The sequence below is a fragment of the Acinetobacter cumulans genome (assembly GCF_003024525.3).
GTDB lineage: Bacteria > Pseudomonadota > Gammaproteobacteria > Pseudomonadales > Moraxellaceae > Acinetobacter > Acinetobacter cumulans.
This window is the reverse complement of sequence record NZ_CP035934.2, coordinates 1,371,249-1,395,130: the sequence shown is the minus strand read 5'-3', so window position 1 is coordinate 1,395,130 and position 23,882 is coordinate 1,371,249. Positions and strand designations below refer to the sequence as shown.

At 37.8% G+C, this 23,882-nt stretch carries 24 protein-coding genes and 1 pseudogene; 12 read left to right on the top strand and 13 right to left on the bottom strand.

Annotation, left to right across the window (positions count from 1 at the left end; translation table 11 throughout):
• The first annotated feature begins 238 nt into the window (after positions 1–238).
• Positions 239–802 carry an alkyl hydroperoxide reductase subunit C gene (gene ahpC, locus C9E88_RS06585; protein WP_067767636.1) on the top strand — a complete coding sequence of 188 codons (564 nt, stop codon included), beginning with the start codon at positions 239–241 and terminating at the stop codon, positions 800–802.
• A gap of 104 nt (positions 803–906) precedes the next feature.
• Here the strand turns inward: ahpC and C9E88_RS17985 are convergent.
• Positions 907–1,956 (bottom strand): annotated as a pseudogene (locus C9E88_RS17985) (linear amide C-N hydrolase).
• Between the two features lie 402 nt (positions 1,957–2,358).
• Between C9E88_RS17985 and C9E88_RS06575 the strand changes: the two are divergent.
• Positions 2,359–2,565 carry a KTSC domain-containing protein gene (locus C9E88_RS06575; RefSeq protein WP_106985834.1) on the top strand — a complete coding sequence of 69 codons (207 nt, stop codon included), beginning with the start codon at positions 2,359–2,361 and terminating at the stop codon, positions 2,563–2,565.
• An 86-nt stretch (positions 2,566–2,651) separates the two neighbouring features.
• Here C9E88_RS06575 and C9E88_RS06570 read toward each other — a convergent pair whose 3' ends face one another.
• Complete coding sequence (locus C9E88_RS06570) at positions 2,652–2,867, bottom strand: DUF1653 domain-containing protein (RefSeq protein WP_106985835.1); 216 nt, start codon at positions 2,865–2,867, stop codon at positions 2,652–2,654.
• Positions 2,868–3,101: 234 nt separating this feature from the next.
• Here C9E88_RS06570 and ahpF point away from each other — a divergent pair, with 234 nt between their 5' ends.
• The 3 genes from ahpF (at position 3,102) to C9E88_RS06555 (ending at position 5,528) form a co-directional block, all read left to right on the top strand.
• Positions 3,102–4,667 (top strand): alkyl hydroperoxide reductase subunit F, encoded by a 1,566-nt coding sequence (gene ahpF / locus C9E88_RS06565; RefSeq protein ID WP_137287937.1) that lies wholly within the window; start codon positions 3,102–3,104, stop codon positions 4,665–4,667.
• A gap of 285 nt (positions 4,668–4,952) precedes the next feature.
• Positions 4,953–5,192 carry a hypothetical protein gene (locus C9E88_RS06560; protein ID WP_106986635.1) on the top strand — a complete coding sequence of 80 codons (240 nt, stop codon included), beginning with the start codon at positions 4,953–4,955 and terminating at the stop codon, positions 5,190–5,192.
• Between the two features lie 120 nt (positions 5,193–5,312).
• Positions 5,313–5,528 carry a hypothetical protein gene (locus C9E88_RS06555; RefSeq protein WP_106986636.1) on the top strand — a complete coding sequence of 72 codons (216 nt, stop codon included), beginning with the start codon at positions 5,313–5,315 and terminating at the stop codon, positions 5,526–5,528.
• 142 nt (positions 5,529–5,670) lie between these two features.
• Here C9E88_RS06555 and C9E88_RS06550 read toward each other — a convergent pair whose 3' ends face one another.
• Positions 5,671–6,303: a LysE family transporter gene (locus C9E88_RS06550; RefSeq protein ID WP_106986637.1), complete on the bottom strand. Its 633-nt coding sequence runs from the start codon at positions 6,301–6,303 to the stop codon at positions 5,671–5,673.
• Positions 6,304–6,433: 130 nt separating this feature from the next.
• Positions 6,434–7,009, bottom strand: a complete 576-nt coding sequence (locus C9E88_RS06545) for an FxsA family protein (protein ID WP_106986638.1) — start codon at positions 7,007–7,009, stop codon at positions 6,434–6,436.
• A gap of 122 nt (positions 7,010–7,131) precedes the next feature.
• Here C9E88_RS06545 and ruvC point away from each other — a divergent pair, with 122 nt between their 5' ends.
• Positions 7,132–7,677, top strand: a complete 546-nt coding sequence (gene ruvC, locus C9E88_RS06540; RefSeq protein WP_106986639.1) for a crossover junction endodeoxyribonuclease RuvC — start codon at positions 7,132–7,134, stop codon at positions 7,675–7,677.
• Positions 7,678–7,728: 51 nt separating this feature from the next.
• On the opposite strand, the gene C9E88_RS06535 is transcribed toward ruvC, so the two are convergent.
• The gene (locus C9E88_RS06535; protein ID WP_106986640.1) at positions 7,729–8,010 is read right to left on the bottom strand and encodes an acylphosphatase; all 282 of its coding nucleotides are present in this window, start codon (positions 8,008–8,010) and stop codon (positions 7,729–7,731) included.
• Positions 8,007–9,488, bottom strand: a complete 1,482-nt coding sequence (locus C9E88_RS06530; protein WP_106986641.1) for an NAD(P)H-hydrate dehydratase — start codon at positions 9,486–9,488, stop codon at positions 8,007–8,009. Before C9E88_RS06530 ends, C9E88_RS06535 begins: the two co-directional genes overlap by 4 nt.
• Before the next feature lie 22 nt (positions 9,489–9,510).
• On the opposite strand from C9E88_RS06530, the gene queG reads away from it, so the two are divergent.
• Together queG and bioB are read left to right on the top strand one after the other, a co-directional pair.
• Positions 9,511–10,599: a tRNA epoxyqueuosine(34) reductase QueG gene (queG, locus tag C9E88_RS06525; RefSeq protein WP_106986642.1), complete on the top strand. Its 1,089-nt coding sequence runs from the start codon at positions 9,511–9,513 to the stop codon at positions 10,597–10,599.
• Between the two features lie 292 nt (positions 10,600–10,891).
• Positions 10,892–11,881: a biotin synthase BioB gene (gene bioB / locus C9E88_RS06520; protein ID WP_106986643.1), complete on the top strand. Its 990-nt coding sequence runs from the start codon at positions 10,892–10,894 to the stop codon at positions 11,879–11,881.
• A 58-nt stretch (positions 11,882–11,939) separates the two neighbouring features.
• Here the strand turns inward: bioB and C9E88_RS06515 are convergent, their stop codons facing one another.
• The gene (locus C9E88_RS06515) at positions 11,940–12,164 is read right to left on the bottom strand and encodes a hypothetical protein (RefSeq protein ID WP_106986651.1); all 225 of its coding nucleotides are present in this window, start codon (positions 12,162–12,164) and stop codon (positions 11,940–11,942) included.
• A gap of 562 nt (positions 12,165–12,726) precedes the next feature.
• Between C9E88_RS06515 and C9E88_RS06510 the strand changes: the two genes are divergently transcribed.
• Complete coding sequence (locus C9E88_RS06510) at positions 12,727–13,005, top strand: hypothetical protein (RefSeq protein ID WP_106986644.1); 279 nt, start codon at positions 12,727–12,729, stop codon at positions 13,003–13,005.
• 232 nt (positions 13,006–13,237) lie between these two features.
• Here the strand turns inward: C9E88_RS06510 and C9E88_RS06505 are convergent, their stop codons facing one another.
• A complete protein-coding gene (locus tag C9E88_RS06505) occupies positions 13,238–13,462 on the bottom strand; it encodes a hypothetical protein (RefSeq protein WP_227865889.1) in 225 nt (74 codons plus the stop codon).
• A gap of 282 nt (positions 13,463–13,744) precedes the next feature.
• On the opposite strand from C9E88_RS06505, the gene C9E88_RS06500 reads away from it, so the two are divergent.
• Together C9E88_RS06500 and C9E88_RS06495 are read left to right on the top strand one after the other, a co-directional pair.
• Complete coding sequence (locus C9E88_RS06500; RefSeq protein WP_178962769.1) at positions 13,745–15,175, top strand: cryptochrome/photolyase family protein; 1,431 nt, start codon at positions 13,745–13,747, stop codon at positions 15,173–15,175.
• A gap of 792 nt (positions 15,176–15,967) precedes the next feature.
• Complete coding sequence (locus C9E88_RS06495; RefSeq protein ID WP_227865887.1) at positions 15,968–16,375, top strand: hypothetical protein; 408 nt, start codon at positions 15,968–15,970, stop codon at positions 16,373–16,375.
• 96 nt (positions 16,376–16,471) lie between these two features.
• On the opposite strand, the gene C9E88_RS06490 is transcribed toward C9E88_RS06495, so the two are convergent.
• From C9E88_RS06490 to C9E88_RS06475, 4 genes are all read right to left on the bottom strand, one after another.
• Positions 16,472–17,005 carry a condensin complex protein MksE gene (locus C9E88_RS06490; RefSeq protein WP_106986646.1) on the bottom strand — a complete coding sequence of 178 codons (534 nt, stop codon included), beginning with the start codon at positions 17,003–17,005 and terminating at the stop codon, positions 16,472–16,474.
• A complete protein-coding gene (locus tag C9E88_RS06485) occupies positions 16,998–18,374 on the bottom strand; it encodes a hypothetical protein (RefSeq protein WP_106986647.1) in 1,377 nt (458 codons plus the stop codon). The genes C9E88_RS06490 and C9E88_RS06485 overlap by 8 nt, the downstream gene beginning before the upstream one ends.
• Positions 18,358–21,264 carry a hypothetical protein gene (locus tag C9E88_RS06480; protein ID WP_106986648.1) on the bottom strand — a complete coding sequence of 969 codons (2,907 nt, stop codon included), beginning with the start codon at positions 21,262–21,264 and terminating at the stop codon, positions 18,358–18,360. The genes C9E88_RS06485 and C9E88_RS06480 overlap by 17 nt, the downstream gene beginning before the upstream one ends.
• Before the next feature lie 107 nt (positions 21,265–21,371).
• The gene (locus tag C9E88_RS06475; RefSeq protein WP_106986649.1) at positions 21,372–22,061 is read right to left on the bottom strand and encodes a hypothetical protein; all 690 of its coding nucleotides are present in this window, start codon (positions 22,059–22,061) and stop codon (positions 21,372–21,374) included.
• Between the two features lie 399 nt (positions 22,062–22,460).
• Between C9E88_RS06475 and C9E88_RS17980 the strand changes: the two genes are divergently transcribed.
• Positions 22,461–22,577: a transposase gene (locus C9E88_RS17980; RefSeq protein ID WP_106986650.1), complete on the top strand. Its 117-nt coding sequence runs from the start codon at positions 22,461–22,463 to the stop codon at positions 22,575–22,577.
• Positions 22,578–22,721: 144 nt separating this feature from the next.
• On the opposite strand, the gene C9E88_RS06465 is transcribed toward C9E88_RS17980, so the two are convergent.
• Positions 22,722–23,654 (bottom strand): IS5 family transposase, encoded by a 933-nt coding sequence (locus C9E88_RS06465; protein WP_106986774.1) that lies wholly within the window; start codon positions 23,652–23,654, stop codon positions 22,722–22,724.
• Positions 23,655–23,882: the final 228 nt, after the last annotated feature.

Below are 23,882 nucleotides of genomic sequence, written 5' to 3'. Positions count from 1 at the left end.
CTTGAATTTTCAACTCACTGGCATCATGTTCTTAAGCGAGTATTTGGGTCGATCATTTTGTCATTTAGACATCATATTTTTCATGCTAAATGAACAGAATCATCTGACTTTAAGTCTGTGGATATTTTTCTAATTCGGTTTTTCCGATATTTGTAATGTAAAAATACTATTTCAGCAATGACTTAAAGTTCGATACTCTATTGGAAATCAAATACAAACCTCAATCATGGAGACAATGATGAGCTTAATTAATACTGAAGTTAAACCATTCAAAACTACTGCATTCCAAAACGGTCAGTTCATCGAAGTAACTGAAGCTGATCTTAAAGGCAAATGGTCTGTAGTATTCTTCTACCCAGCTGACTTCACTTTCGTTTGCCCAACTGAACTTGGTGACCTTGCTGACAACTACGAAGAATTCAAAAAATTAGGCGTTGAAATCTACTCAGTTTCTACTGACACTCACTTCACTCACAAAGCTTGGCACGATTCTTCAGAAGAAATCAAAAAAATCCAATACGTAATGGTTGGTGATGCGAACTGGACTCTTGCTAAAAACTTTGACGTATTAATCGAAGCTGACGGCCTTGCTGACCGTGGTACTTTCGTTATTGATCCTGAAGGCAAAATCCAAATCGTTGAAATCAACGCTGGTGGTATTGGCCGTGATGCTTCTGAACTTCTTCGTAAAGTTAAAGCAGCTCAATACGTACACGCTCACCCAGGCGAAGTTTGCCCAGCTAAATGGAAAGAAGGCGACGCAACTCTTGCTCCTTCAATCGACCTAGTTGGTAAAATCTAATTTCTAATTAGATTAAACTGATTAAAAAACCGCGCTTTTAGCGCGGTTTTTTTATTTTACGAAAGATAATCTAAAAGATTAAATCTGGTACATTCATAACCATTTTAGGGATTTACACCTAAAAAGCTAAAAGGGGCTGTCTCTACAAATTTAGCCGTAGCATCACCTGCGTATGCAATTGCCTGATCTTTGCCTAAATTCAACTTACGTGTTTGAGACTGCTTGAAGTTAATTTGTTTTAGTCCACCCAAAATACATTCGGTGACACAGCAGACTCAAAGTAATATTTCAAGTTTTTATGGTCCGCCACAGTACGCCAGCGCGTAGAAGAAATATTTGGTTCTTCTTCTGTATTTAAACCAAAAGGCACAGGCACATTGCGAATCACACTAAATACACTGGCTAAGCTAAACTGAGTCTCTGCATTTTTAGGAATGGCATGAATATAAAACGAAGCACGTGCAAATCGATCAGCGGCGCGATTGGTGCCCGGTAAAAAAAGTCGTTCCACCAATTTGCTTCCAATATTGGTTTAACGCCAATTGCTGATCAAATATTGGGGAGTTGGTCATCACTTGATAACTTGCATCATGATGAATCACTTGCTTTCCAGCAAGATATTCAATAATCGCGCTATCCCCAGTCGCATCCGATAACGATAAATGCAAAGTTGCTAAGCATTGTTCGCCGGGGACTTAATCAGAAATCACAGCAAAGGGATCTTTTTGTAAAAATTGAACAGCTTCTGCCACAGTGGCAAAATTATCCAACATGTATTGCGCCCAAAGTGAAATACTCAGTGTTGGCTTTTTAGTTTGCTCCAGTTGTGGGTATTCAGCTTCTACCAACCAGAGTAAATTGGCATTCAAACCCTTTTCATTTAAACCATCTGTGGTCGCAATATCATAGCCTGTAGCAATCACATTGCCATATTTTGAGGTCCATTGTGTCGAGTTCTTGCCTGCATTACCACTTCGTTTCACCCCTTAAGGTAATATCCAAAGGTTAGTACCCACATCACTTTTCCAATCCATGTAGCGGACCGTCATTACATTTTACCGCTCCCCTTGAAATACCACACGAGTACATGCATCTGCCCAAGAACTTAATAGCAGGCCTGATATGACCATCATACTACATACCGTTTTTTTCATACGCTTACCCTCTAGATGAATCTTTTAATCGCAATATTTTTTTTAAATTGTAATGTGCTGAGTAAATCTACTTTGCATCTCCACACGTGAACCTACAAACAGTATGCGGAACTTTCACGGCTTATGCTTTGTTCTGATATATAATTCTTATCACAGACAATGCACTTTTGACCATACACTCCTCATTATCATAAATTTCAAATATTTATTATTTTAACCGCGCAAATCGCTATGGTGAGCATATTCACATCATATTGCTCATGACCTTGGCTTGAAAACTGATTATTTTTTGTTACAAATCTATGCTATTAGCATCTCTTAATTTAACTTAAGTTCAAGAGACAGAAGAAGTTCTGTAATGAAAAAGATTGATTCAGATTAAATCAACAAAGGGAGTAGCTTATGGGAACACCGATTGCTGTAACGTCCTGGAAATATAGTGCATCATCACGCTATTTAACAATTTTTTATAATAATGGCTCAGGTGATCTTTACCACCCTGTCCCCGCTTTTGTATACGACAATTTAATGCGATGTAATGATAAAACCGCTTTTGTGCATAAATATTTAGAATACGATTTGCACTTTACTCGGCTCAGCATTCAGTGAATTTCTCTAGCTTTCATGCCATCAATCTTGATGGCATTGTTATTTTATGATGCAGGGCTACATTGTTCAGCCCTGCCACATCTACCTTAAACTGCCTGAATAAACTTAAAGCGTGGCAATACGTCCCCGTTGTATTCAACTGTTTCTAAAAACATGCTTAATGGACGAACCCACATCGAATACTCACCGTACAAGCATTGGTATACCACCAATTTTTCTGCCGTTTCACTATGTGTAGCGACTGAAAATACTTGATAAAGTGGTCCTTTATAATGCTGATAAATCCCGCGTTGCAATTCCATATTCTCGTCTCCGCGCTAAATAATCGCATCATAACGAATTTTTAATTCGTAAATGCAACTTTCACTTGAAATCCAGAGAATCAACCTTATCTATTAAGTTGAAATTTCAAATGAAATTAACCAATTATTTATAAAACCGATTGTTTTTATAAAAACAAACTGTTTTATCTATTTTTATATTTATCTTATTCTTATCCCATCAAATATACATTTACTCCTTTGGAGACGTTAGCAATGTTAGATCAAAATACTTCTGCACAATTAAAAACTCTTCTTGAACGCCTTGAAGGTCCAATTGAAATCGTTGCGACTTTAAATGGCTCTGACAAATCAGACAAAATCAAAGAATTGGTTGAAGAAGTTGCTGCATTATCAAACTTAGTGACTGCTCGTTTCGATGGCACAAACAAACGTGCGCCTAGCTTCGGTATTGCAAAAGCAGGTGAAGAGCCGCGTGTATTCTTTGCGGGCCTTCCTATGGGCCATGAATTCACATCACTGATCTTGGCATTGCTACAAACTTCTGGTTATGCACCAAAAGTATCTGACGAAGTTTTGGCAACAATTAAAGGCTTAGGCATTAAATCTGACTTTGATGTATTCGTATCTTTAAGCTGCCATAACTGCCCAGACGTGGTTCAAGCACTTAACTTGATCGCAATCTACAACCCAGGCACAACTGCAACCATGATTGATGGTGCATTCTTCCAAGACGAAGTTGAAGAACGCAAAATCATGGCAGTTCCAATGGTGTTCCAAGACAACAACCATATTGGTCAAGGCCGTATGACCTTGGAAGAAATCATTGCCAAATTAGACACTGATTCTGATGCGAAAGAAGCAGCGAAAATCAATGAAAAAGACGCATTTGATGTTCTTGTGATTGGCGGTGGCCCTGCAGGTAATACTTCTGCAATCTATGCTGCACGTAAAGGCATTAAAACAGGTATCGTTGCTGAGCGCATGGGCGGTCAGGTGATGGATACAATGGACATCGAAAACTTCACGTCTATTCAAAAGACCCAAGGTCCTAAGTTTGCAGCTGAAATGGAAGCGCACGTTCGTGAATACGGCGTAGATATCATGAATCTGCAACGTGTAGCTGACATCAAAGGTGCTGAACAAACGGCAAATGGTTTGGTTGAAGTGACTTTAGAAAACGGTGCAAAACTTGAATCGAAAACTGTCATCCTATCTACAGGTGCACGTTGGAGAGAAATGAATGTACCGGGTGAAGCAGAATACCGTACACGTGGTGTAGCGTACTGCCCACACTGTGATGGTCCATTGTTTAAAGGCAAACGTGTTGCAGTCATTGGCGGCGGTAACTCAGGTGTAGAAGCAGCCATTGACCTTGCAGGTATTGTTGAGCATGTAACGCTTGTTGAGTTTGATACTAAACTACGTGCTGACCAAGTACTGCAAGACAAGTTAAACAGCTTACCGAACACCACTGTAATTAAGAATGCGCTTTCTACAGAAGTGGTTGGTGATGGTAAACAAGTGACTGCACTGAAATACAAAGACCGTGCAACTGATGTTGAACACACTGTTGAACTAGCAGGCATCTTCGTACAAATCGGTTTGTTGCCAAACACTGATTTCTTAAAAGAAACAGCCGTTGAACTTTCAAACCGTGGTGAGATCGTGATTAACGAACGCAATGAAACTAATGTAAAAGGTGTGTTTGCTGCTGGTGACTGTACAACAGTGCCTTACAAACAAATCATCATTGCAACAGGTGAAGGCGCGAAAGCATCACTTTCAGCATTCGATTACATTATTCGTTCAGGTCAGTAATTGTGTAATTCACACTGATTAAAGCAAAAAAGCCAGTCTTAGGACTGGCTTTTTTTCGTATGACATTTCCTCAACGCGTTCATGTCTTGTTGCATTTATTAATTCAATTAAAAACAGATATTAACCGCTATAGTCGTGATGACTTACACGATAATGAGCAAAACTAACGGATTTTCACTTGTACAAGTGATTCTTTAGATATTAAGATAAAAATTCATCACGGATTGATGATTGACAATAACAACAAGAATGTTGGTCAGTAGAAAAGAATAATGGAGAAATACAATGCACTATCAATACCACTGTGGCTGTTGTAATAAAGCCCTAGCTTCAAGCGATAAAGAATGCTCCTCTTGTGGCTCTCATAATATTCGTAGCCCTTATGGTTTTTGGATTTTTTGCATCCTGACCTGCTTAGTCGTATCTATCGTTTTTAAAGTCGTGCATGTTTATTTACAAGACCACCAAGAAATACCCAAACAACAATCACTTTTTGAAGTACTACAACAAAACGATAAGCGCTAATTTTTAGATATGAGCCATACATTTGGGAGGCCCTATAGCCTCCCTCTTTATTCGTATATTTCTTCTGCTTTTTTATGATTCGATTTAGCTTAAAATAAAAGAAGCTAATGAGGAATGACTATGGTTCAGCTAATTAAAAAAGGTGGTTTACGAGAGCGTGCAAATCGGAGTCGTAGCTATAAAGGCTCTGAAAACACTGAGACAACATTACAACCCAATCGTTATCAGGCGTCTTTAACAACTGAAATACCGTCACATGAAACCATCACGAACGAAACTGTGGTTAAGGAAAGCAATACGCATGTAGCTCAACTAGCAAAGGTTTCGACAAAATAGTTCCGTGAATGTTCAAATTCGACACTGGCATTTTCTGTAGTGGACACATCGTCCTGTCTAAACACCAAAGAACATCCCTTTGACGAATAACTGTCTTTACCAAAATAAACATACAATTTAGGCTACAAGCCACTTAGAGGTTTCAAACAAGTTTTAACGCATCAAGCCACAGCCATATTGCAAAGCCTAAAAAAAGCAGACCTGAAATGACATCAATATAAGCTCCAGATCGCTGATATAAGCTTTTGATCTTTGGCATAGACAGGATCAACATCAGCAAGCTAAAAACCAAAAATGTTTGTATTGGAATAATGATTGCCAATTGTGTTTTGAGCCCTGTACCCGCAGAAGAACTTAAGGCCAAAGAAAATACACTACTAAAATAAATCAGTGTTTTAGGATTAGATAAATTGGTCAACAATCCCAGCATGAAGTAGTTTTTAGTGGCTTCTGATTCATTGTCTGATTCTAAGCTTGCGACTTTCTTCAAGCTTTTTAGACCGCCATTGAACATCGCCCAGCCCATTTTCGCCAAGAACAGACCACCGACCAACATTAATACCTGTTGAATCCACGGAAATTGCTCCACGAGTACTGTAAAACCAGAAAGTGTTAGCACTACCCATGCAACAATACCAACAGAAATACCTGCAATAATTTTAAGTGTATTTGCACGTGTAGTAGATGCTGCGCTTTTCGCAATTAAAAGTACGTCGGGACCTGGACTCAGCTGCGCAACAAAGTGCAACAAACAAATCGTAAAGAGCAAAGACATTTCATTTTTACATCATATTAAAAACTGCATTATTATATCGATAGTTCAAATTATTTGCTGGTATCTAACGAATATTGGATAAAAAAAAGCCGGAGCAATGTCCGGCTTAATCATAGCGATGTTTTAAGTTCTATTTAGGGTTCACATCTTTCATTTCGATTTTCTTAGCATCTGGTGTCACTTCACGTGCTTCACCATCAATAATGCTAGAGTCGCGCCCTGCTTGCTGGTTTTGCATGTCTTGCATTTGACGCATCATGTCTGCAAATGGGTTTTGACCTTGAGCACCACCCATGCCTCCCATGTCACCGCCCATCATGCCACCCATCATTTTTTCCATCATGGCTTGTTGACGTTTCATCATCACATTCATCATGGTGGCTTTTAAGGCATTTTGTACAGGTGGAATTAAAATTAACAGTGCCAATACATCTGTAATAAGACCTGGGATTAGAAGCAAAAAGCCTGCAATAATTTTAGGAAGATTACCTGAAAGCGCTGGATCTGCACTCATTTGACCAGCCTGCATTTGTTGCATTTGAGGCATTAGGCCCGCAGAGTATTTGCGGATCATATTCATACCAATAAAAAATGCAGCAACAAACCAGAAGAATACATACCACATACTGCCGACAAGGTCACCCACGCCGATCCAAACAAAGACTTCTAGGATTAAGCCAATAAGTACAATCAGAAGTAATTTCATGAAAATTAATCAAATCTCAATTAAATAAATAAAGTGCATCAATCAAGTGCTTAATCACTATCAAGCTTTTTTGATCCGCTTATGTAACAATATGGGCATATTTTTATTTTTAAAGGGCAAATATGCCATTAATTATTGGTATCGACCCTGGTTCTCGTCTTACTGGTTACGGGATCATCGAACATGAAGGCTCAAAACTGACGTTTGTTGATGCTGGAACGATTCGCACTGAAACCACTGAAATGCCTGAGCGCCTAAAACGTATCTTTGCTGGCATTGACCGTATTGTCAAATTTCATGGTCCAACCGAAGCCGCTGTCGAACAAGTCTTTATGGCACAAAACCCAGATTCTGCCTTAAAACTTGGGCAAGCTCGTGGTGCTGCCATTGCCGCTTTAACCAATTTAGATTTAAAAGTTGCAGAATATACAGCCCGCCAAATCAAACAATCTGTAGTCGGTTACGGCGCGGCTGATAAAGAACAAGTACAAATGATGGTCATGAAGTTACTGAACTTAGATATTAAGCCACAACAAGATGCTGCCGATGCTTTAGCTGCAGCCATTTGCCATGCACATGCATCTGGCAGCATGAGCAAAATGGCAGTGCTAAATGCTTTAGGTGGTATGGCACGTGGTCGTAGCCGTTATAGTTCAAGACGTCGCTAATTCATCTTCTAAAACAGAAAAGTTGTAGTGTTTTATACTGCACTACAACTGTTAAAGTCGCATTTTAAAGTTTGCAAACTCTGCTTCATCAAAAGCTATAGCTGTGCTTTCAATAGCTGTAACAACTGCTCGTATAGGGCCACTTTCACACAGCACAAGCATTTTAGAAACATCTAACTCAGAGCCTACAATAACCGCTTCAACATCACCTGAACTTAGATTTTTTACATAGCCTTTTAAATTTAAGGTAATCGCCTGCTGTTCGAACCAGCGCCGATAGCCTACGCCTTGTACTTGACCATGAATGCATAATTTGAGTGCTTTTCTATTCATGGCAATGTATGTCCATTCACAACACGATACACAGCTTGCGCCATATCCTGTGCTTGCAAACCACGCATACCTTTATGTGCCAAATCATCCCCAGCCAATGCATGTAAAGTCACAATTTCATGCAAATGAATCTCCTCATAAAATTGAGCTTTTAAACTGGCCATCATGCCAGCTAGCACATCGCCCATACCACCCGTACCCATGCCCGCATTGCCCGCAGTACAAATCCAGAGCTGTTCTTGTAAAATCAAGCTTCCTGCACCTTTCAGCACCCATTGCCCTGCATATTTTTTCTGTAGCTGATGGATGGCCTGAATGCGGTCGGATTCTATCGCTGCCACGCTCATATTAAGAAGCTTAGCCGCTTCCCCCGAATGTGGTGTGCAATAACTATGCTTATTTAACTGTACAGGTGACTCAGCCAAAAACCATAAGGCATCTGCATCTAATACAATTTCTAATGTAGACTGCTGAATCAATGGAAACCAGCGCTCAAATTGCTGTTTTGACCAGTCATCTCGCCCTAGCCCCATACCAAAACACACAGCATCGACATGGGCAATTAAAGCCTGCACATCGGAAGTTGATAAGGCATTCATATCCCGAAGCATAATATTCGGAGCACGCGCTAATATTGCAGTATGATGTTTAGCATCACATACAGCGGTGACTTTACCTGCACCAGCATGGAATGCAGCTTCAGCCGCCATGATCACTGCGCCCCCCATATCTGCATGACCACCCACCACTAGTACATGCCCATAACTGCCTTTATGCCCAAATGCCTTGCGCTGTGGGAGTTTGATCGTTAAAGGCGAAAGGTATGCGATTGCTTCAAGCGCATCATCGATCGGTAAGGCAGGAATCACCTCTACAGCACCTGCATATTCTTTGCCTTGTCCTGTAAATAAGCCCGCTTTTAATCCTAGCGCTGTAAATGTATAGTCAGCTTTAATAGCACAAGGCAAAGGCTGCCCGCTGTCCGCTTGCAAGCCGCTTGGAATATCAATCGAAATTTTTAGTCCATATTGCGCATTAACACGTTGAATAATCTGTTGCCATTCTGCATTTAACTGTCGGTTCAGACCAATACCAAATAAGGCATCAATATAAACATCGTAATTTTGTTGAAAATCGAAGCCTGAAAGAATACGCACACCCGACTCTCGCGCTTCTTGTTCTGCTGCATGTAAATCTTTAGACATACCCAAAGGCGCTGTATAAACATCTACCCTAAAACCCGCTTGAAACAAATATTTTGCAATTAAATAGCCATCACCTGCATTATTTCCCTGACCACAGCACATGGCTACTGTTGCTTTATTACGAGACTCAAACTGCAAATCGAACCATGAAATTAAACGCTGTGCGGTCATCCATGCAACTTGTTTCATTAAGCCATAAGCGCTGTTTTGCTGGCCAAACCAACGTTGCTCCCATGCTTGAATAGCGTGGCTATGGTAAACTTGCTGTTGCATTCTTCTTCCTTCAAAATGGTTTATGGCAACTTCCGCTCAATCAAAAATTCAGCTCAATCAAGATGATCCAGCAACACTAAAAGCATGGATTAAAGCTCAAGCTTTGGCTTTGGGTTTTTCAGATTGTGTCATTGCCAAACCAGATGCTCAAGCAGAATTACCCCGATTTAAAGAATATTTAAAACGTGGCTATCATGGGGACATGAAATTTTTGGAAGAAAATTTAGAAAAACGTGCCGACCCAACTTTGCTCATTCCAGGTACAAAAAGCATCATTTGTGTGCGTATGGACTATTTAGTTGAAACACCAAAGCCCCGTTATGTGCCACATGAACCCAATGCAGCCATCATTGCCCGCTATGCACGTGGCCGCGACTACCATAAAACCATGCGTGGACGCCTCAAAACATTAGCCACAGTTATTCGCGAAAAAGTGGGTGATTTTGAATCACGCCCCTTTGCCGATTCTGCGCCCGTTTTTGAAAAATCCTTAGCAGAAAATGCTGGCATGGGCTGGACAGGTAAACATACCTTACTGATTCATAAGAAATCAGGCTCTTTCTTTGTGCTTGGCGAGCTATTCACGTCTTTGGACTTGCCATTTGATAGTCCTGCAGAAAAACATTGCGGTTCGTGCAGCGCTTGCATCGATATCTGTCCAACTCAGGCGATTGTTGAACCCTACATGCTGGATGCACGTAAATGCATTGCCTATTTAACTATTGAATATAAGGGCATCATTCCAGAAGAACTGCGTAGAGGCATAGGTAATCGAGTGTTTGGCTGTGATGACTGTCAGCTCATTTGCCCGTGGAATAGTTTTGCCAAGAAGACCTCGATAGAGGACTTTAACCCGCGCCACGGTTTAGATCAGGTTTCATTATTGGATCTTTGGCAGTGGGATGAAACAACATTTTTAAATTGTACTGAAGGTAGTCCAATCCGTCGTACAGGCTACCAAAGCTTTATGCGTAATATTGCGATTGGCTTAGGAAATGCAGATTATTCTGTAGAAATCCTGCATGCTTTACAGCAGAGCCGCGCATTGCATGATGAAATTGTGCAAGTCCACATCGATTGGGCAATTGCCGAACAACAGTCAAAATCGTGATATTTTTTAAGTGATTTACAGCAAATTGAGCTCAACCAGTTTGCTGTTAAGTTTGCAATATTTCAAAACTGAACCGACTCATTCCTTACAAAATCAAAAAGCTCCAAAAAAACTTTGTGAGCAATTTACTGTAAATCTAAGCAACTTTGTAAGTAATTATACAATCTTATATTTCCATAAATTTTATAATTTAATCGAGAGATACTATCAAAGTTGACAGTTATTGCCTTTTGCCTTGGCACGCTTTCTGTATAGTAAATACCAAGTAAAATACAATGATGATGGACTCCACATGACTTTACGTAATGACTGGACTCGAAATGAGATTCAGGCTTTATATGAGCAGCCTTTTTTAGATTTAGTTTTTGAAGCTCAACGTGTACATCGTGAAAACTTTAATGCCAATACCATTCAAGTCAGTACACTCCTCTCCATTAAAACAGGTAAATGCCCCGAAGATTGCAAATACTGTTCACAGTCTGCACATTATGACTCTAACCTAGAGGCTGAAAAACGTATTGCGGTTGATAAAGTCATTTCCGAAGCGAAAGAAGCCCTAGCATCAGGCTCTTCACGCTTTTGTATGGGCGCTGCATGGCGTAATCCACATGAGCGCGACATGCCTTATGTTTTGGAAATGGTACGTGAAGTAAAAGCATTAGGCCTAGAAACCTGCATGACGCTTGGCATGTTGAATGAATCTCAAGCCGTACGTTTAAAAGATGCAGGTTTGGACTATTACAACCATAACCTTGACACTTCACGCGAATATTACTCTCACATTATCAGTACTCGTACTTTTGATGATCGCCTAAACACCTTGGAATATGTCCGTGGTGCTGGCATGAAAGTTTGCAGTGGCGGTATTGTCGGCTTAGGTGAAAACCGCAATGACCGTATTGGTTTATTACAGGAGTTGGCAACCTTAGCCATTCATCCTGAATCAGTACCAATTAACATGCTTGTTCCTATTGACGGGACACCGCTGGCAGATGTTGAAAAGCTTGATGTGACTGAGTGGATCCGTACCATTGCTGTAGCGCGAATTATTATGCCTAAAAGCTACATTCGCTTATCTGCTGGCCGTGAGTCCCTCACCGATTCAGACCAAGCATTAGCATTTATGGCTGGTGCTAACTCCCTATTTTCTGGTGAAAAATTACTGACCACACCAAATGCGGGTGAAGGTAAAGATAAACAACTCTTTGCGAAACTCGGTTTAACGGCTGAAAAAGCAAAAGCAACCGTTGCAGAACTTTCAGTTGACGCGATGGCAAGCTAAGGCCAAAAATTGAAAAAGCCCAATTCAATTTGGGCTTTTTTATTTATAAGACAGCTAGTTATTTTGCAAAATTATGTGCAGTAATTAAAATTCCATAACGTGCATTCAAATAATCACCTTCTTTAATAACATCTTGTCCATTGGCATGAAACACCACCAATTCAGCATCAATGGCATCGTAGCGAAAAGAATCAAAACTCTCTTGATGATGACATAACCAAGTCAAAGTATCCTGTAATTGATCATCGACTACGTAAGTATCTGATTGAAAATCTTTTGCCATGTGCGTATTCATATCTTTAGTAGGTGCACATTGTAATATGAAATCACCCTGTCAACAGTACACACGATAAAACATCAACCATAAAAAAGTGAGCTTTCGCTCACTGTTTTATTATTTAGTATCACCGCACTTGCGACATTCCTTGTGCGTACCGATTTCTTCCATTTGCTCATATTCATAAATGTGCATACAAAATAGTTTTCTAAATAAATGAAGCATGTTGTTAAAACTCCCGTTTAATTTTATAAAACGCTTCTAAGCAATTTCATCCTGAAATGCTTCGGTTTTCACCATAAGGTTAAAACCATACCTATTTATTATCATATTTTTTAAGCCTGTCAAATTCCATTCATCAGAATATTACAAATAATACAGATTTTGGCAGAACATCCAAAAACAGTGAACGGGTTAACAAAACTATTGAATATTTTCAACAAAATATTTATGATGAACTCTATATGGATAATGATTATATATTTCAAAAACTTTATTTTAAAACAAAGTGTTATTTAGTAAAAACTCTTGCAACAAAAAAATATCTCTATATACAATGAGACTCAACATGACCACTTATTTAATAAGCTTAGAAGCAAGATCAAAACGAGAATATGATGATCTCGAGAAAAAAATTATTCAATTGAGTAGTATCAAACCTATTACCCCCCTCAAAGACACTTGGATTTTACTGAGTGAGCTGAGCTCTGAGGAAATTCGAGACCAACTGCTGTCACATATTTATGCCAAAGATGCACTCATGGTGATTCGCATTGATTCACATGATTGGGCTTCATGGAATATCCATGAAAAATCTGCATTATGGCTCAATAAGACTGCAAGTTAATCCAGTTCTTTCAAGCCGATGCAACATGCTAGTTTTTAGCTTTAAACTGCCATATTGAACAATCACAACTGATTCTAATTGCTTTCATCAATTCGATACACGTTGTAAATGAAATTAATCAGCTATCGCCTTTAAAATAAGACTTTTTTCAACTTGAATAAACGGCTTTGTAATTTTAAGTACTGTTCGCGAAATCGCTTAACATAAGATGTATTCACAAAGCCGTTCGTGCTTATTTTGCTGTTGCTTCCGATGTTGCTTGACCTTCTAATGGTGCAGCATCAATCATATCTGGGCTAACTTCAATATTCGTTACAGGGGTTTCAGCTGCTGAAGCTTCTGCTGTTGTTGCTGGGGCTGGAGCAGTCTCTTGCGCTGCTTCTTTTTTAACACAAGCCGTAAGCGCTGCAACTGAAACAACAGAAACCAATACAAATAAGGCTGTTTTCAACTTCATTATAAAATCCTTCATTTTTCTGTCCTAGCGAGAAGTGAGCTCACTCATTTAAATGCACTAGGTTATTTAGCATGTTAAAGACTGATCATAGCAAAATCTAGCTTGTAACTGCTTAATTTATCAAATTTAAACAATTGTTCACGAAATTTTCTACACAATTTAAAAGTAGCTTGTATATTTACCAATACCTTCGCGCACAATATGTAGCATCACTCCATTAGGATTTGCAAAGTACATATTTTAACTACCCTCATTTTAGTTTAGGCAGAGAAATTAAATATGATGCAATTGGTATGGTTTCGTAATGACCTCCGCATTCAAGATCACAGTGCTTTATATTTTGCACAACAAAATGGCCCCTGTATGGCTGTTGTAATCTTAAGTCCAGATCAATGGAAACTTCATCAAGATGCGACTATTAAAATTGATTTTTATTTACGTCAGTTAGCCGAATTAAAAAATTCGTTACGTGCTTTCAATATTCCTCTACATATTCAAACCGTGCCACTCTGGCAAGATATTCCAGCAGCACTCAAACAGCTCTGCCAACGCTTTCAAATTAAAACCATACATTGCAATATTGAAAATGGCTGGAATGAAAAGCAACGTGATCTATCTGTTGCAACTCAAGTGTCAAAAATGGATTGTCAATTTGAGCAATATACAGATCGAACAATCTTTCCTTTACATACGATTCGCAACAAATCAAACCAACCCTATCAAGTATTTAGTGCCTTCAAAAAGAACTGTATAGAGCAACTAAATATTTGCGTGCCACAAGCTCTCCCAGCTATTGAAGCACAGCAAATGGTGTTTGATAATGAAGGAATCGACAACCTTATACCTAGTCTTGAACAATTGGGGTTTGAAGCAATATCAGCAGAAAAGCAACAGCTTTGGCCTGTGGGAGAGCAAGTTGCTCTCGATCACTTAATGCATTTTATAGATTCAAATCTAGTGCAATATGATCAAACCCGCGACTTTCCTGCAATTGAAGGAACTAGCCAGCTTTCAGTCTACTTAAATATTGGGATTCTATCTATTCGGCAATGTTTAGAGGCATTATTTAATGCTCAACAAGGCCACTTTTATATTCAAAACTCAGGCCAGCAATTTTGGCTAAATGAATTATTGTGGCGTGAGTTTTATCAACATGTTATGGCTGATTTTTCGCATGTATCTAAGCATCTTCCGTTTAAACGGAACACAGAAAATATTTCGTGGTTACAAGATGACGAGGCACTAAATGCTTGGAAATACGGCCAGACTGGTATTCCTATTGTGGATGCTGGAATGCGCCAAATGTTAGCCACAGGCTGGATGCATAATCGTGTTCGTATGATTTGCGCCATGTTTTTAGCCAAAAATTTATTGATTGATTGGCGTAAAGGCGAAGCATGGTTTATGCAACAACTCGTCGATGGCGACTTTGCCGCCAATAACGGTGGTTGGCAATGGTCTGCTTCAACAGGTACAGATTCTGTGCCGTATTTTCGAGTATTTAATCCAACCAGCCAATCACAAAAATTTGATGCTCAAGGCGATTATATTCGACGCTGGGTGCCAGAACTGGCCAGCTGTGATGCTAAACAGATTCATGAGCCTTATGCTTATATTACAGATTCCAATTTAGACTACCCGCACCCTATCATTGATTTAAAAATGTCACGCCAACGTGCGATAGCCACCTTTAAAATGGGCAATGCTAAGTGAATTACAGCAATGTATTGAAATTTATCTAAAACTTTATAGCTAATGCTGCAAGTAGACCTGGTCGAACTCTCTGGGTTTTCTTTTATTGATTTTTATTGGGACAGAATCATCACCAAGTTTTGATTTTTGTAATATTACTCGTTAAAAATAAATAGTAAGTAAAATTAAGCAACATAGGGCTATAGAGAAAATACCCTTCCATTTTGCACTTGATTTAAGTCAATTCAAGATAAATCACACATTAACTCAATAGATGTATAAACATCCAAAATATTTCATTTATCTTTTACAACATATTTACATAATTCATTGTAAAACTTTAGTTTTTAATTTATCAGCTGGAGTAGATATAATTTAATACAAATAAAACAAACACTTAAATTTTCTTAAATAAAATAACTCATTAAAAAACCACTTAGGATTAATGCACCTAAGTGGTTGTTTTATATGGTGGGCCCACATGGACGAAAACCTCCACCTACCCTTTTGTTTTTAATCAATTAATTACTTTTCATAATATTTAGGATACACGCCAGGATACATAGTTTAAGTGTTGTTTTTTTAATCAAATAACAGTTTTTCCACCACCAAACTGCCCCACTACCCTTATAACTCTATTAAATTTTGACAATATACAGCTTTTACTAAAAGAGCATTCAACATCAATATAGAGGCGATTATCGTTTTTAGTATGCTCTTTTACAATGGTTTAACCTAGACAAATTTCATCAATATTTTCGACAATATACTATGGGCTTGCAGCATGTCATTTCTGATACTATGCAAAAAATTATGTCGCTTCTCTCTGGTGAAAATACACCTCAGGCGGTAAAGAATGTCGAAGAGTATCGTGAGCAATGTCAGCATATTTCTGAACGTTTAAGACAGTTTGCTCAAGAAAATCCTCTCTCTTTGAAGTTGCTGTTACTTGAAGCGACTTCAATTGATGCCGAACTTACTCAATTTGTGCAAGGTGTTATGCAAATGGGCGGCATTTTAACTGCCAATTACTTAAAACACGGTGTTGAACTTGGTTTTTTTAGAGCCAATTTGGATTGTGAAAATACGGGGCATAACATCATTGGCATGATCATGAATGGTGCTTTACGTTTTCTTGCAAATCCGAGTGATATTGATGGTTTAAAGCAATATGGCGATTCAATAATTGACTTAATTATAGGTGGAATGATTAAGGTTTAAAATCATTGATAAATGCTACCACGATACACATAAATGCTCTACTGTATCAGTGACAGAATAGACGAAATTTGTCTAGGAGAATGGTGGCTATTCAATCTAACCTAAATACAATGGATGTAATTCATCAAAAAACTTTTCGCCAATTGCCGATAAAATAAAAGATTCAGAACTGGTTTTTTCTAATAAAATATGACGTTCGACCAATATATTTTTGATTTGAACAAAAACATCATCCCCCATGCCTGCTCGATTTAACAATTCAATGGTCTCTGGCATCGCCTGAACACCTAAAATGTCTGAACGTGTTAGACCAACATTCAAATGTTTAATTTTTTGTAGGCTGTAATTATTGTTATTCAGATATTTGCCAATCAATAGCAGTAGAATTTGTGCCTTCATGGCAATGTCGGTTTTATTCTTTTCATCTTCAGTAATATAGACATAATCCCCTGAATGTAAAAACTTGAAACCACTCATTTCATATTGTTTTTTATACACTTCTAGGTTGTCCATAATTTCATTAAATAATGGATTTGCAACTAAAACATCATTATCAATGATTTCGCGATTGATGATTCGACCATTCATTAAAGTATTAAAGATCTGTTCACTTTTTTGTAGACTAACCATGCATCACCTCTTTTTTATGCCATGAAAGCACAGAATATTCTAAATAATACTGTAGATCTTCAACTCGCCCTCTTTGTTGTTGCCCGTGGAAATCACTTCTTAATAAAGGCAATAACATCTCTAAACCAAACAAAATATCTTTGAGGGAATAATCATTTAAATGCTGTTGAAGTTGCTCATGCGTATACAAATAAATATCATCAATTTGGTTCGGTAAAGATAAATTCGCGACTAAATTCATGATCATTTTTTTTCGTGTTTCTTCTAAACGTATAGTTTTGGGTAGCGCTACACGTTCAATAACTTGCGTTTCTTTATAGGGCTTTGAATATAAACGCTCTAAATAATATTCAAATGGAAATAGACTCTTTTCTGGCTCCAAATTGAGTTTTGCTTGATATTTCTTTTTATGGTCAGCAAGTCCTTCGAATACCGTTAAATGTTCAAAAAACTCAGCATCTGGTTTAAGCTTAATATTTTTAGCACCGCCGTGTCGTAGTGGTTCTAAAGCATTCATCAATTCAGAAAAGGCATTTTCAATTGCCAAATAACTTGAGCGATCTTGCCCAATTTGATGTAAATAACGGCTAATATGCTCAGAGATTAATTGAATATCTTTATAGTAGGATGTTATTGCAGTGAGTCGATAACTGAGTTGATATGCCAATTCAATGTCGCATTGCCCTTCAAAAAAATCGATGATTGAAGTGACCGCCTCATGAAAAGACTGCACCGTTAAAATTTGATCGGTTGAAGTAAAATCTAAAAAAGGTTTCACATTGCGTAAAAAGAGTTGGTTGACTTGCGTATATAGATCTTGAATGGTCAATTGGCTTTCGCCCAATTCAAAGAGTCGATATTCTTCCGCAAAACTTTCCAATCGACTTTGTAAAACGGTACAGTTTTCTTGCACCTTACTGTGAATTTCATTCAGTAGTAATTTAAAACTCAGTACATTTTCTTTATAGCTTTGGCTACCGACTTCAGCATGTTGTATATCAAGTGCCACAACCACGGTACGTTTACGCATGTCTTCTAACTGAGCATTCACCAATTGCCGGCTACGCTTCGTGTCTAGAAAACTGAGTAGATCAAGTACGGTTTTATTGAGCACCAATTGTCCTGTTGATGGAAAATCGGCAAAAATATGATTATCGATCAAGGATTCAAGGCTCAGGAGCTGAATGAGATTGGCTTTAGTCGCGTCAAGTTTGGCTTGATTACGAATTTGACGTTCAAAAAAATCAATATATAAGCTCTTAGGAAACTCACCACCCGAATGATGCTCATTGATGTAATCTATAAATCTTAAAAAATAACTCTTTTCATCAATAATGGCTTTAATAATGAGGTCACGATTGAGCTTCATGTGTCCCCCAATGATTTACATGGTGCGGCATAATATTCCACTGGCACTCAGGTTCCATAATGTTCTTGGCGACATTTTGATTAATGTAAATATAGCGCCCCACTTCTGAAACCAAATACGCCGTCAATTCTGGTGTAGCACAGAAGATTGAAAAACCATGCTCTCCGATCTGTTGAATAGTAGACGCCGTATTTTCAGCATCTAAAGCTGATATTTCATCGACAATAATTGGAATGCGCACAGACGTGCCAATCACTTGAATTTCTTTTAAAAGCACAGCCAATACAAAAGAAGTAATTGTCGTAGTCGTTCCACCAGATTGTGATTTAACGACTTCTTGTCCATCAATTTTATAACGATACTGGATGGATTCGATGAGATTGGCCATTTTCAAACGACCTTTGTCTTGATGCTTATTAAAGAAAGCGATTAACGATAAGTAGAATGATTCCTCTGCTAATGTTTCACCCGAAATATTATGTTTTTCTAAGGTGTTTTTTAAAGCATCGAAATCAGAAACGGTGTCTAGTTGTAATCGAATTTCAGTTAAATTGGAAATTTGATGATGATTAATTTTTTGGTTAATCATGGCGACAACACGATGCAGTTGATCTTGTGCCTCATTAATTTCATTCACTTGTGATCGTATTTCTTCGTTATGCCCAAGTACAGCATGTTTAAATTGCTGATGTTCTAAATCTAAATTTGCGAACATATTTTGATAAATTTCAAAACTTTGTTCCAATTCATCGAGTTGAATGTATACACGATTTAAATCGATATCGGCCGTGGGTACTTCATTGGAAAATTGGGTAAATTTGAAGACAAACTGGTTATATTTATCTTTTAATTGTTTAGCCAAATCACTTAAGCCATGCGCTTGTTCAAACAAGTCGTGTACAGCCGTTGAATTGAGTTGTGATTCGTGATGATCGGCTGCTGTTGAAGGTAGCACCGCATACATTTGCGAGGCATGCCCCAAGAAGTCGACTATTTTTTTAAACTTATCATGTTGGTCTGTAAGTTGATCCAAAATCGATTGGCAATTTCCTTGCAGATTGCGTAGATCGTCAAATTGAATTTCGTACGCATTCAACTGCTCTACATATTTTTCTTTTTGTTCATTTAAACTGTTAATTTCTGTGGTGAATTCCTTTGCACGCTGCGTATTCGATGCTAAAGCATCCAACAGACGCATATCATTTTCATTTTTTTGAATATCATTGCTGAGCTTTAACTCGTTGGCTTGGTTGAACTCCAGATTGTGTGCATTACGTATTAACTGCTCCAAATATTTAACATCCTGTGCAAGATTTTCAACATCTACATTTAATGCTAAAAACTCATCTTCCAACTGCTGTAATACTTGTTTAGGTTGATACTGTTTGGATGGAATAGCAATCAACTGATTTTTAAATGAGAGTGAAGATGATGTCATTTGAAAAAGTGCAGTGAAAGACTCAACAGTGTGAAGATCTTCCGCGGGTAATGCTTGTCGAATATTCACTAATTTGCTGTTCAAACTATGTAATATTTGTCGACTATGATCAGTCACTTGATTAACCAATAATTCATCATCTTTTTGATTTTTTATGCTTTGAATCTCTGTCGAAAGCTGTTCCAATTGTTGTTGTCTTTCATTCAATAGCTTTCTTTTCTTTTGAAATTCTTCTGCTACTTTTGTGCTATCTCTTAATAATTCTCGTTCTTTCATCAATTCTTGAGTTTCTGCATAAAGTGCCGCTTTAATCTCATGAATAGACATGTCATGTGGATATTCATATTGCACTTTTTGCGCATTTTCTATGTCTTTATTGGTCAAATTCACATCTTTATTGCGTGTTCTCAGATTTGTCTCTAATCCAATGACTGTTTCTTTTATTTGGGCGATATTATTTTTTAAATCACGCAGTTGAAGATTAAACTCATTCAGCTGACTTTGCTGCTTAATTTTTTCGGGTTCCAATTTATTTCGCTGTAAGTTGACATAATAATCAATCGCTTGATGTTGTGTTGAATAATCATATGTTGCCTGATAAATGGCTTTAAATTCGCTGGCTAAAAGATTAAAGCGTTCTAAATTATTTTGTTTTAATTTTAAAGTTTGGCTTTGTTGATTCAGTTGTAAATATTTTTGATAGGTTTCTTCTAAGTCATGATCAAGTTTTTCTTCCTCACGACCACGTTGCATTTCAATTAGGGCAGCGATCGCAGATGAAAGAACATCTGAAACATTACTCGACATCGAAAACGCTAAATTATAGACCTTTCTAAAAGCATTGATTGAATCTGCATTATTGTTTTTTAACGGAATAATACAATATTGGGCATCTGGACTACCTAAACGTGCAAAAATCATTTGGCGGAGTTTTGCCGCTTCTTGAATAATGAGGCCACGTTGCTTTTGAGTGAATTTCAGCAGGCTTTCAGTACTTAAATTTTCCGCAAAATCTTGTTCGAATTCATTCCAAAATAAATGGCGCACTTCTTGATATGGAAGTGGAATAAATGCACGGTGATAAGCATAGTTTTGACTTTTTTCACTACTTGGCGCACGAAACAACACCATGGTAAATGTGCCACTTGGGTTTTCAACTTCAAGTGCGATATAAGATTTAAGCGTGGGAAAGTAAAAGCGAAATGATTGTTCAGTATCATACTGTCCATCCTTTCCTTCAAAACCGAATTTTTGGAAACAATGCTTAAAGTTTACTTCTGGAAATAGTAACAATTTGGTTGCAGCTAAGCTTGCCGTTTTACCATTATTATTTCGCCCAAACATAGCTAAGTGCTGATCTAGAAGCAATTCAGAATAAGCATGCTTGGCAGCGTTCACAAAGACCAACCGCTTTAACGTGAACTGTAATAGCGACAAACTATCATTGATCATATAAAAAACTCTCTTGTTCAAGTCGGCGTTGGGTGCTGCACAGCAGTCGTGCAAAAGGACGAATAAAAATAGGCGCATCAACTGCGAAATGGACTAGCTTTTCAATTTCATCTGAACTCAAAGCATGTACCACTTGCTCCAAACGTTTTTTGAATGTCATAAGGTTGCACAAAAGTCATTGTTTTATTAGGTAATAATTGAAATAAATTTTTTGCTATTTGGAGTCCACCATAATCACAATCAAAACATAAGTACAAATGTTCATACTGATTCAAAAAGTTTTGATGTAAAGAATTCGCAATTTCATTTCCTGTACCAAAGATAAAATCTAGAGGTTGATCACATGGCACATGGGTATGATTTTTTAAAAAATTTTTAAATTTTTCACTATTTAAAAAGACTTGACGGTTTTCCACAATAACCGCATAACGTGACAAACTTACTGGCGTTTGATAACAACCATCTTGTTCAAAAACAACCACTTGTGGATGTTCTGACAATTGTCTTATTAGAATATATGAACCAATAACTTTATGCTGATGACTACGATTCTGTTTGGCAGCACTCATCCGATCATGCCCCATGTTGCTGACTAAATTTTGAATCTCTTTTTCAATGGTCGGGTGAATATATTCAATCTGATAAAGATCGCCCTTAATTTTAATTCCACGTATATCTGAGGCTTCAAGTCGATGTGGAATATTTAATTGTGCAACCAAACGCTTAAAACGAATAAGATTTACAGGCTGATTCTGATCTATCGCCACCATCATTTTTTTTAAATTATTTAAGTTCAAAGTGGACTATTCCCCATATCCTAGCTTTGCAAGCCATTTCTTACTAAATAAAAATAATCTTTTAGGTATATTTTAGCCAATCCATTTTTTTAATTTTCAGCCTTAGGCGACAACTCATGTCGCTTTCAGAATTATAAATGTAAATTGACTTATGAGGAGGTGGTGGGAGTTGAAGTCATTGCTAACATCATCTTTAGTCCGATAAAAGAAAGTGTTGAACCCATTTTGCACCTAAATTAATTTGAACAACTAAAGATTACTACTGTAATCTTTAGTTAGATGATTATTTAAAACACTATCCCAATTCTAGTTGTTTTTTTGCCATTCTACGATTGATGTGTGCTGATAAAAACAGAAAATTTAACTTGGTAAACTAAACATACTCATTAGGAGTTTACCATGAGAAAAAAACAAAAGTTTTATACAGCAGAATTCAAAGCTGAAGCAATCAAAGCGATTGAATCAAATCAAGACAATGTCTCTGAAACTGCTCGACAGCGTGGTATTTCCATGTAACCCTTTTCAAATTGCTACAACAAAGCAAAAGCTGGAACATTAGTAGGCACACAACACTATTCGCCTAATCTTGTTGCTCTAATCAAAGAAAAGGCTTTGTTGCATAGAGTCTTTAAAGGTAGAGTTATCCTAAGTCGCTAAAATTTAAGGCATAACTTGGGTATGTGGTCGGCCAATTTCCGTAAATTTATTTAATAGGGCTACACGAGCATGAATTTCATTTACTTGACTGGGAAAGCTTCTTGCCATTAATTTTTCGCCTAATAATTTGATGCAATGCATCTTGGTTTCAACCAAACTGCGACGGTGATAGCCTGACCATTTTTTCCATAGTGTCCTGCCTAAACGTTTAACGGTTCGAAGTAATTCATTTCGCTCTAGCGAGCTAATCTTTGTATCTTTCCAAGGTCTCGCATTTTTTCTTGGTGGAATCACCGCATGCGCTTGTCGGTCTGCGATTAGCTGACGGCATTGCTTGGTGTCATAAGCCCCATCAGTATAGATGGAGTCAATCTGTTCTTCTTCTGGAATCTGATCAAGTAAATCACCAAGCACCTGTGAATCATTCACATTGTTGGTTGTGAGCTGAATAGCACGTATTTGAAGGGTTTCAGCATCGATACCAATATGTAATTTACGCCATTGGCGACGATTTTCAGGCTGATGTTTTTTACGTTTCCATTCACCTTCACCTAAAAACTTTAAGCCAGTAGAATCGACAAGTAGGTGGAGACCATTACTGCTTTTTTGATAATTAATTGCAATATCAATATGCTTTTGTCTTCTACAAATAGTGGAATAATCTGGGGCTGTCCAATCTAATCTACAAAGATGAATGAGACTTTGAACAAAGCCATTGACCATACGTAAAGACAGACGGAATAGAGATTTAATCATCAGACAGCATTGGATAGCAGCATCAGAATAAGTTTGATTGCGACCATGTTTACCTTGTGACTGTGCATACCATTGCATTTTCGGATCAAACCAAATCGTTAATTTACCACGATTGATCAAAGCGCGATTGTAGGATGACCAATTGGTTGTACGATAAATTTTAGGTGTGGGCTTATTCATTTTAGAATTATATTGCTGAATAAGCCCTTAGAGGTAGGTTTGTGCAACAAAGCCATAGATAGATTATGAGTAGTCAGCTGCCTAAACTCAGCAAATTTTTTAAAGCTATTTAGTGTGATTACAAACTCAGACAATGAATCTTCAAACAAACCCCAATATTGTATATCTTTAAAAGAAACATAGTCATGCTTTTCTAATACAGATAAAAAAGATTTCTTATCTACACGG

Coding starts and splice junctions, on each gene's coding strand:
- ahpC (WP_067767636.1), top strand. CDS start 239: ATGAGCTTAATTAATACTGAAGTTAAACCATTCAAAACTACTGCATTC.
- C9E88_RS06575 (WP_106985834.1), top strand. CDS start 2,359: ATGGGAACACCGATTGCTGTAACGTCCTGGAAATATAGTGCATCATCA.
- C9E88_RS06570 (WP_106985835.1), bottom strand. CDS start 2,867: ATGGAATTGCAACGCGGGATTTATCAGCATTATAAAGGACCACTTTAT.
- ahpF (WP_137287937.1), top strand. CDS start 3,102: ATGTTAGATCAAAATACTTCTGCACAATTAAAAACTCTTCTTGAACGC.
- C9E88_RS06560 (WP_106986635.1), top strand. CDS start 4,953: ATGCACTATCAATACCACTGTGGCTGTTGTAATAAAGCCCTAGCTTCA.
- C9E88_RS06555 (WP_106986636.1), top strand. CDS start 5,313: ATGGTTCAGCTAATTAAAAAAGGTGGTTTACGAGAGCGTGCAAATCGG.
- C9E88_RS06550 (WP_106986637.1), bottom strand. CDS start 6,303: ATGTCTTTGCTCTTTACGATTTGTTTGTTGCACTTTGTTGCGCAGCTG.
- C9E88_RS06545 (WP_106986638.1), bottom strand. CDS start 7,009: ATGAAATTACTTCTGATTGTACTTATTGGCTTAATCCTAGAAGTCTTT.
- ruvC (WP_106986639.1), top strand. CDS start 7,132: ATGCCATTAATTATTGGTATCGACCCTGGTTCTCGTCTTACTGGTTAC.
- C9E88_RS06535 (WP_106986640.1), bottom strand. CDS start 8,010: ATGAATAGAAAAGCACTCAAATTATGCATTCATGGTCAAGTACAAGGC.
- C9E88_RS06530 (WP_106986641.1), bottom strand. CDS start 9,488: ATGCAACAGCAAGTTTACCATAGCCACGCTATTCAAGCATGGGAGCAA.
- queG (WP_106986642.1), top strand. CDS start 9,511: ATGGCAACTTCCGCTCAATCAAAAATTCAGCTCAATCAAGATGATCCA.
- bioB (WP_106986643.1), top strand. CDS start 10,892: ATGACTTTACGTAATGACTGGACTCGAAATGAGATTCAGGCTTTATAT.
- C9E88_RS06515 (WP_106986651.1), bottom strand. CDS start 12,164: ATGGCAAAAGATTTTCAATCAGATACTTACGTAGTCGATGATCAATTA.
- C9E88_RS06510 (WP_106986644.1), top strand. CDS start 12,727: ATGACCACTTATTTAATAAGCTTAGAAGCAAGATCAAAACGAGAATAT.
- C9E88_RS06505 (WP_227865889.1), bottom strand. CDS start 13,462: ATGAAGTTGAAAACAGCCTTATTTGTATTGGTTTCTGTTGTTTCAGTT.
- C9E88_RS06500 (WP_178962769.1), top strand. CDS start 13,745: ATGCAATTGGTATGGTTTCGTAATGACCTCCGCATTCAAGATCACAGT.
- C9E88_RS06495 (WP_227865887.1), top strand. CDS start 15,968: ATGTCGCTTCTCTCTGGTGAAAATACACCTCAGGCGGTAAAGAATGTC.
- C9E88_RS06490 (WP_106986646.1), bottom strand. CDS start 17,005: ATGGTTAGTCTACAAAAAAGTGAACAGATCTTTAATACTTTAATGAAT.
- C9E88_RS06485 (WP_106986647.1), bottom strand. CDS start 18,374: ATGAAGCTCAATCGTGACCTCATTATTAAAGCCATTATTGATGAAAAG.
- C9E88_RS06480 (WP_106986648.1), bottom strand. CDS start 21,264: ATGATCAATGATAGTTTGTCGCTATTACAGTTCACGTTAAAGCGGTTG.
- C9E88_RS17980 (WP_106986650.1), top strand. CDS start 22,461: ATGAGAAAAAAACAAAAGTTTTATACAGCAGAATTCAAAGCTGAAGCA.
- C9E88_RS06465 (WP_106986774.1), bottom strand. CDS start 23,654: ATGAATAAGCCCACACCTAAAATTTATCGTACAACCAATTGGTCATCC.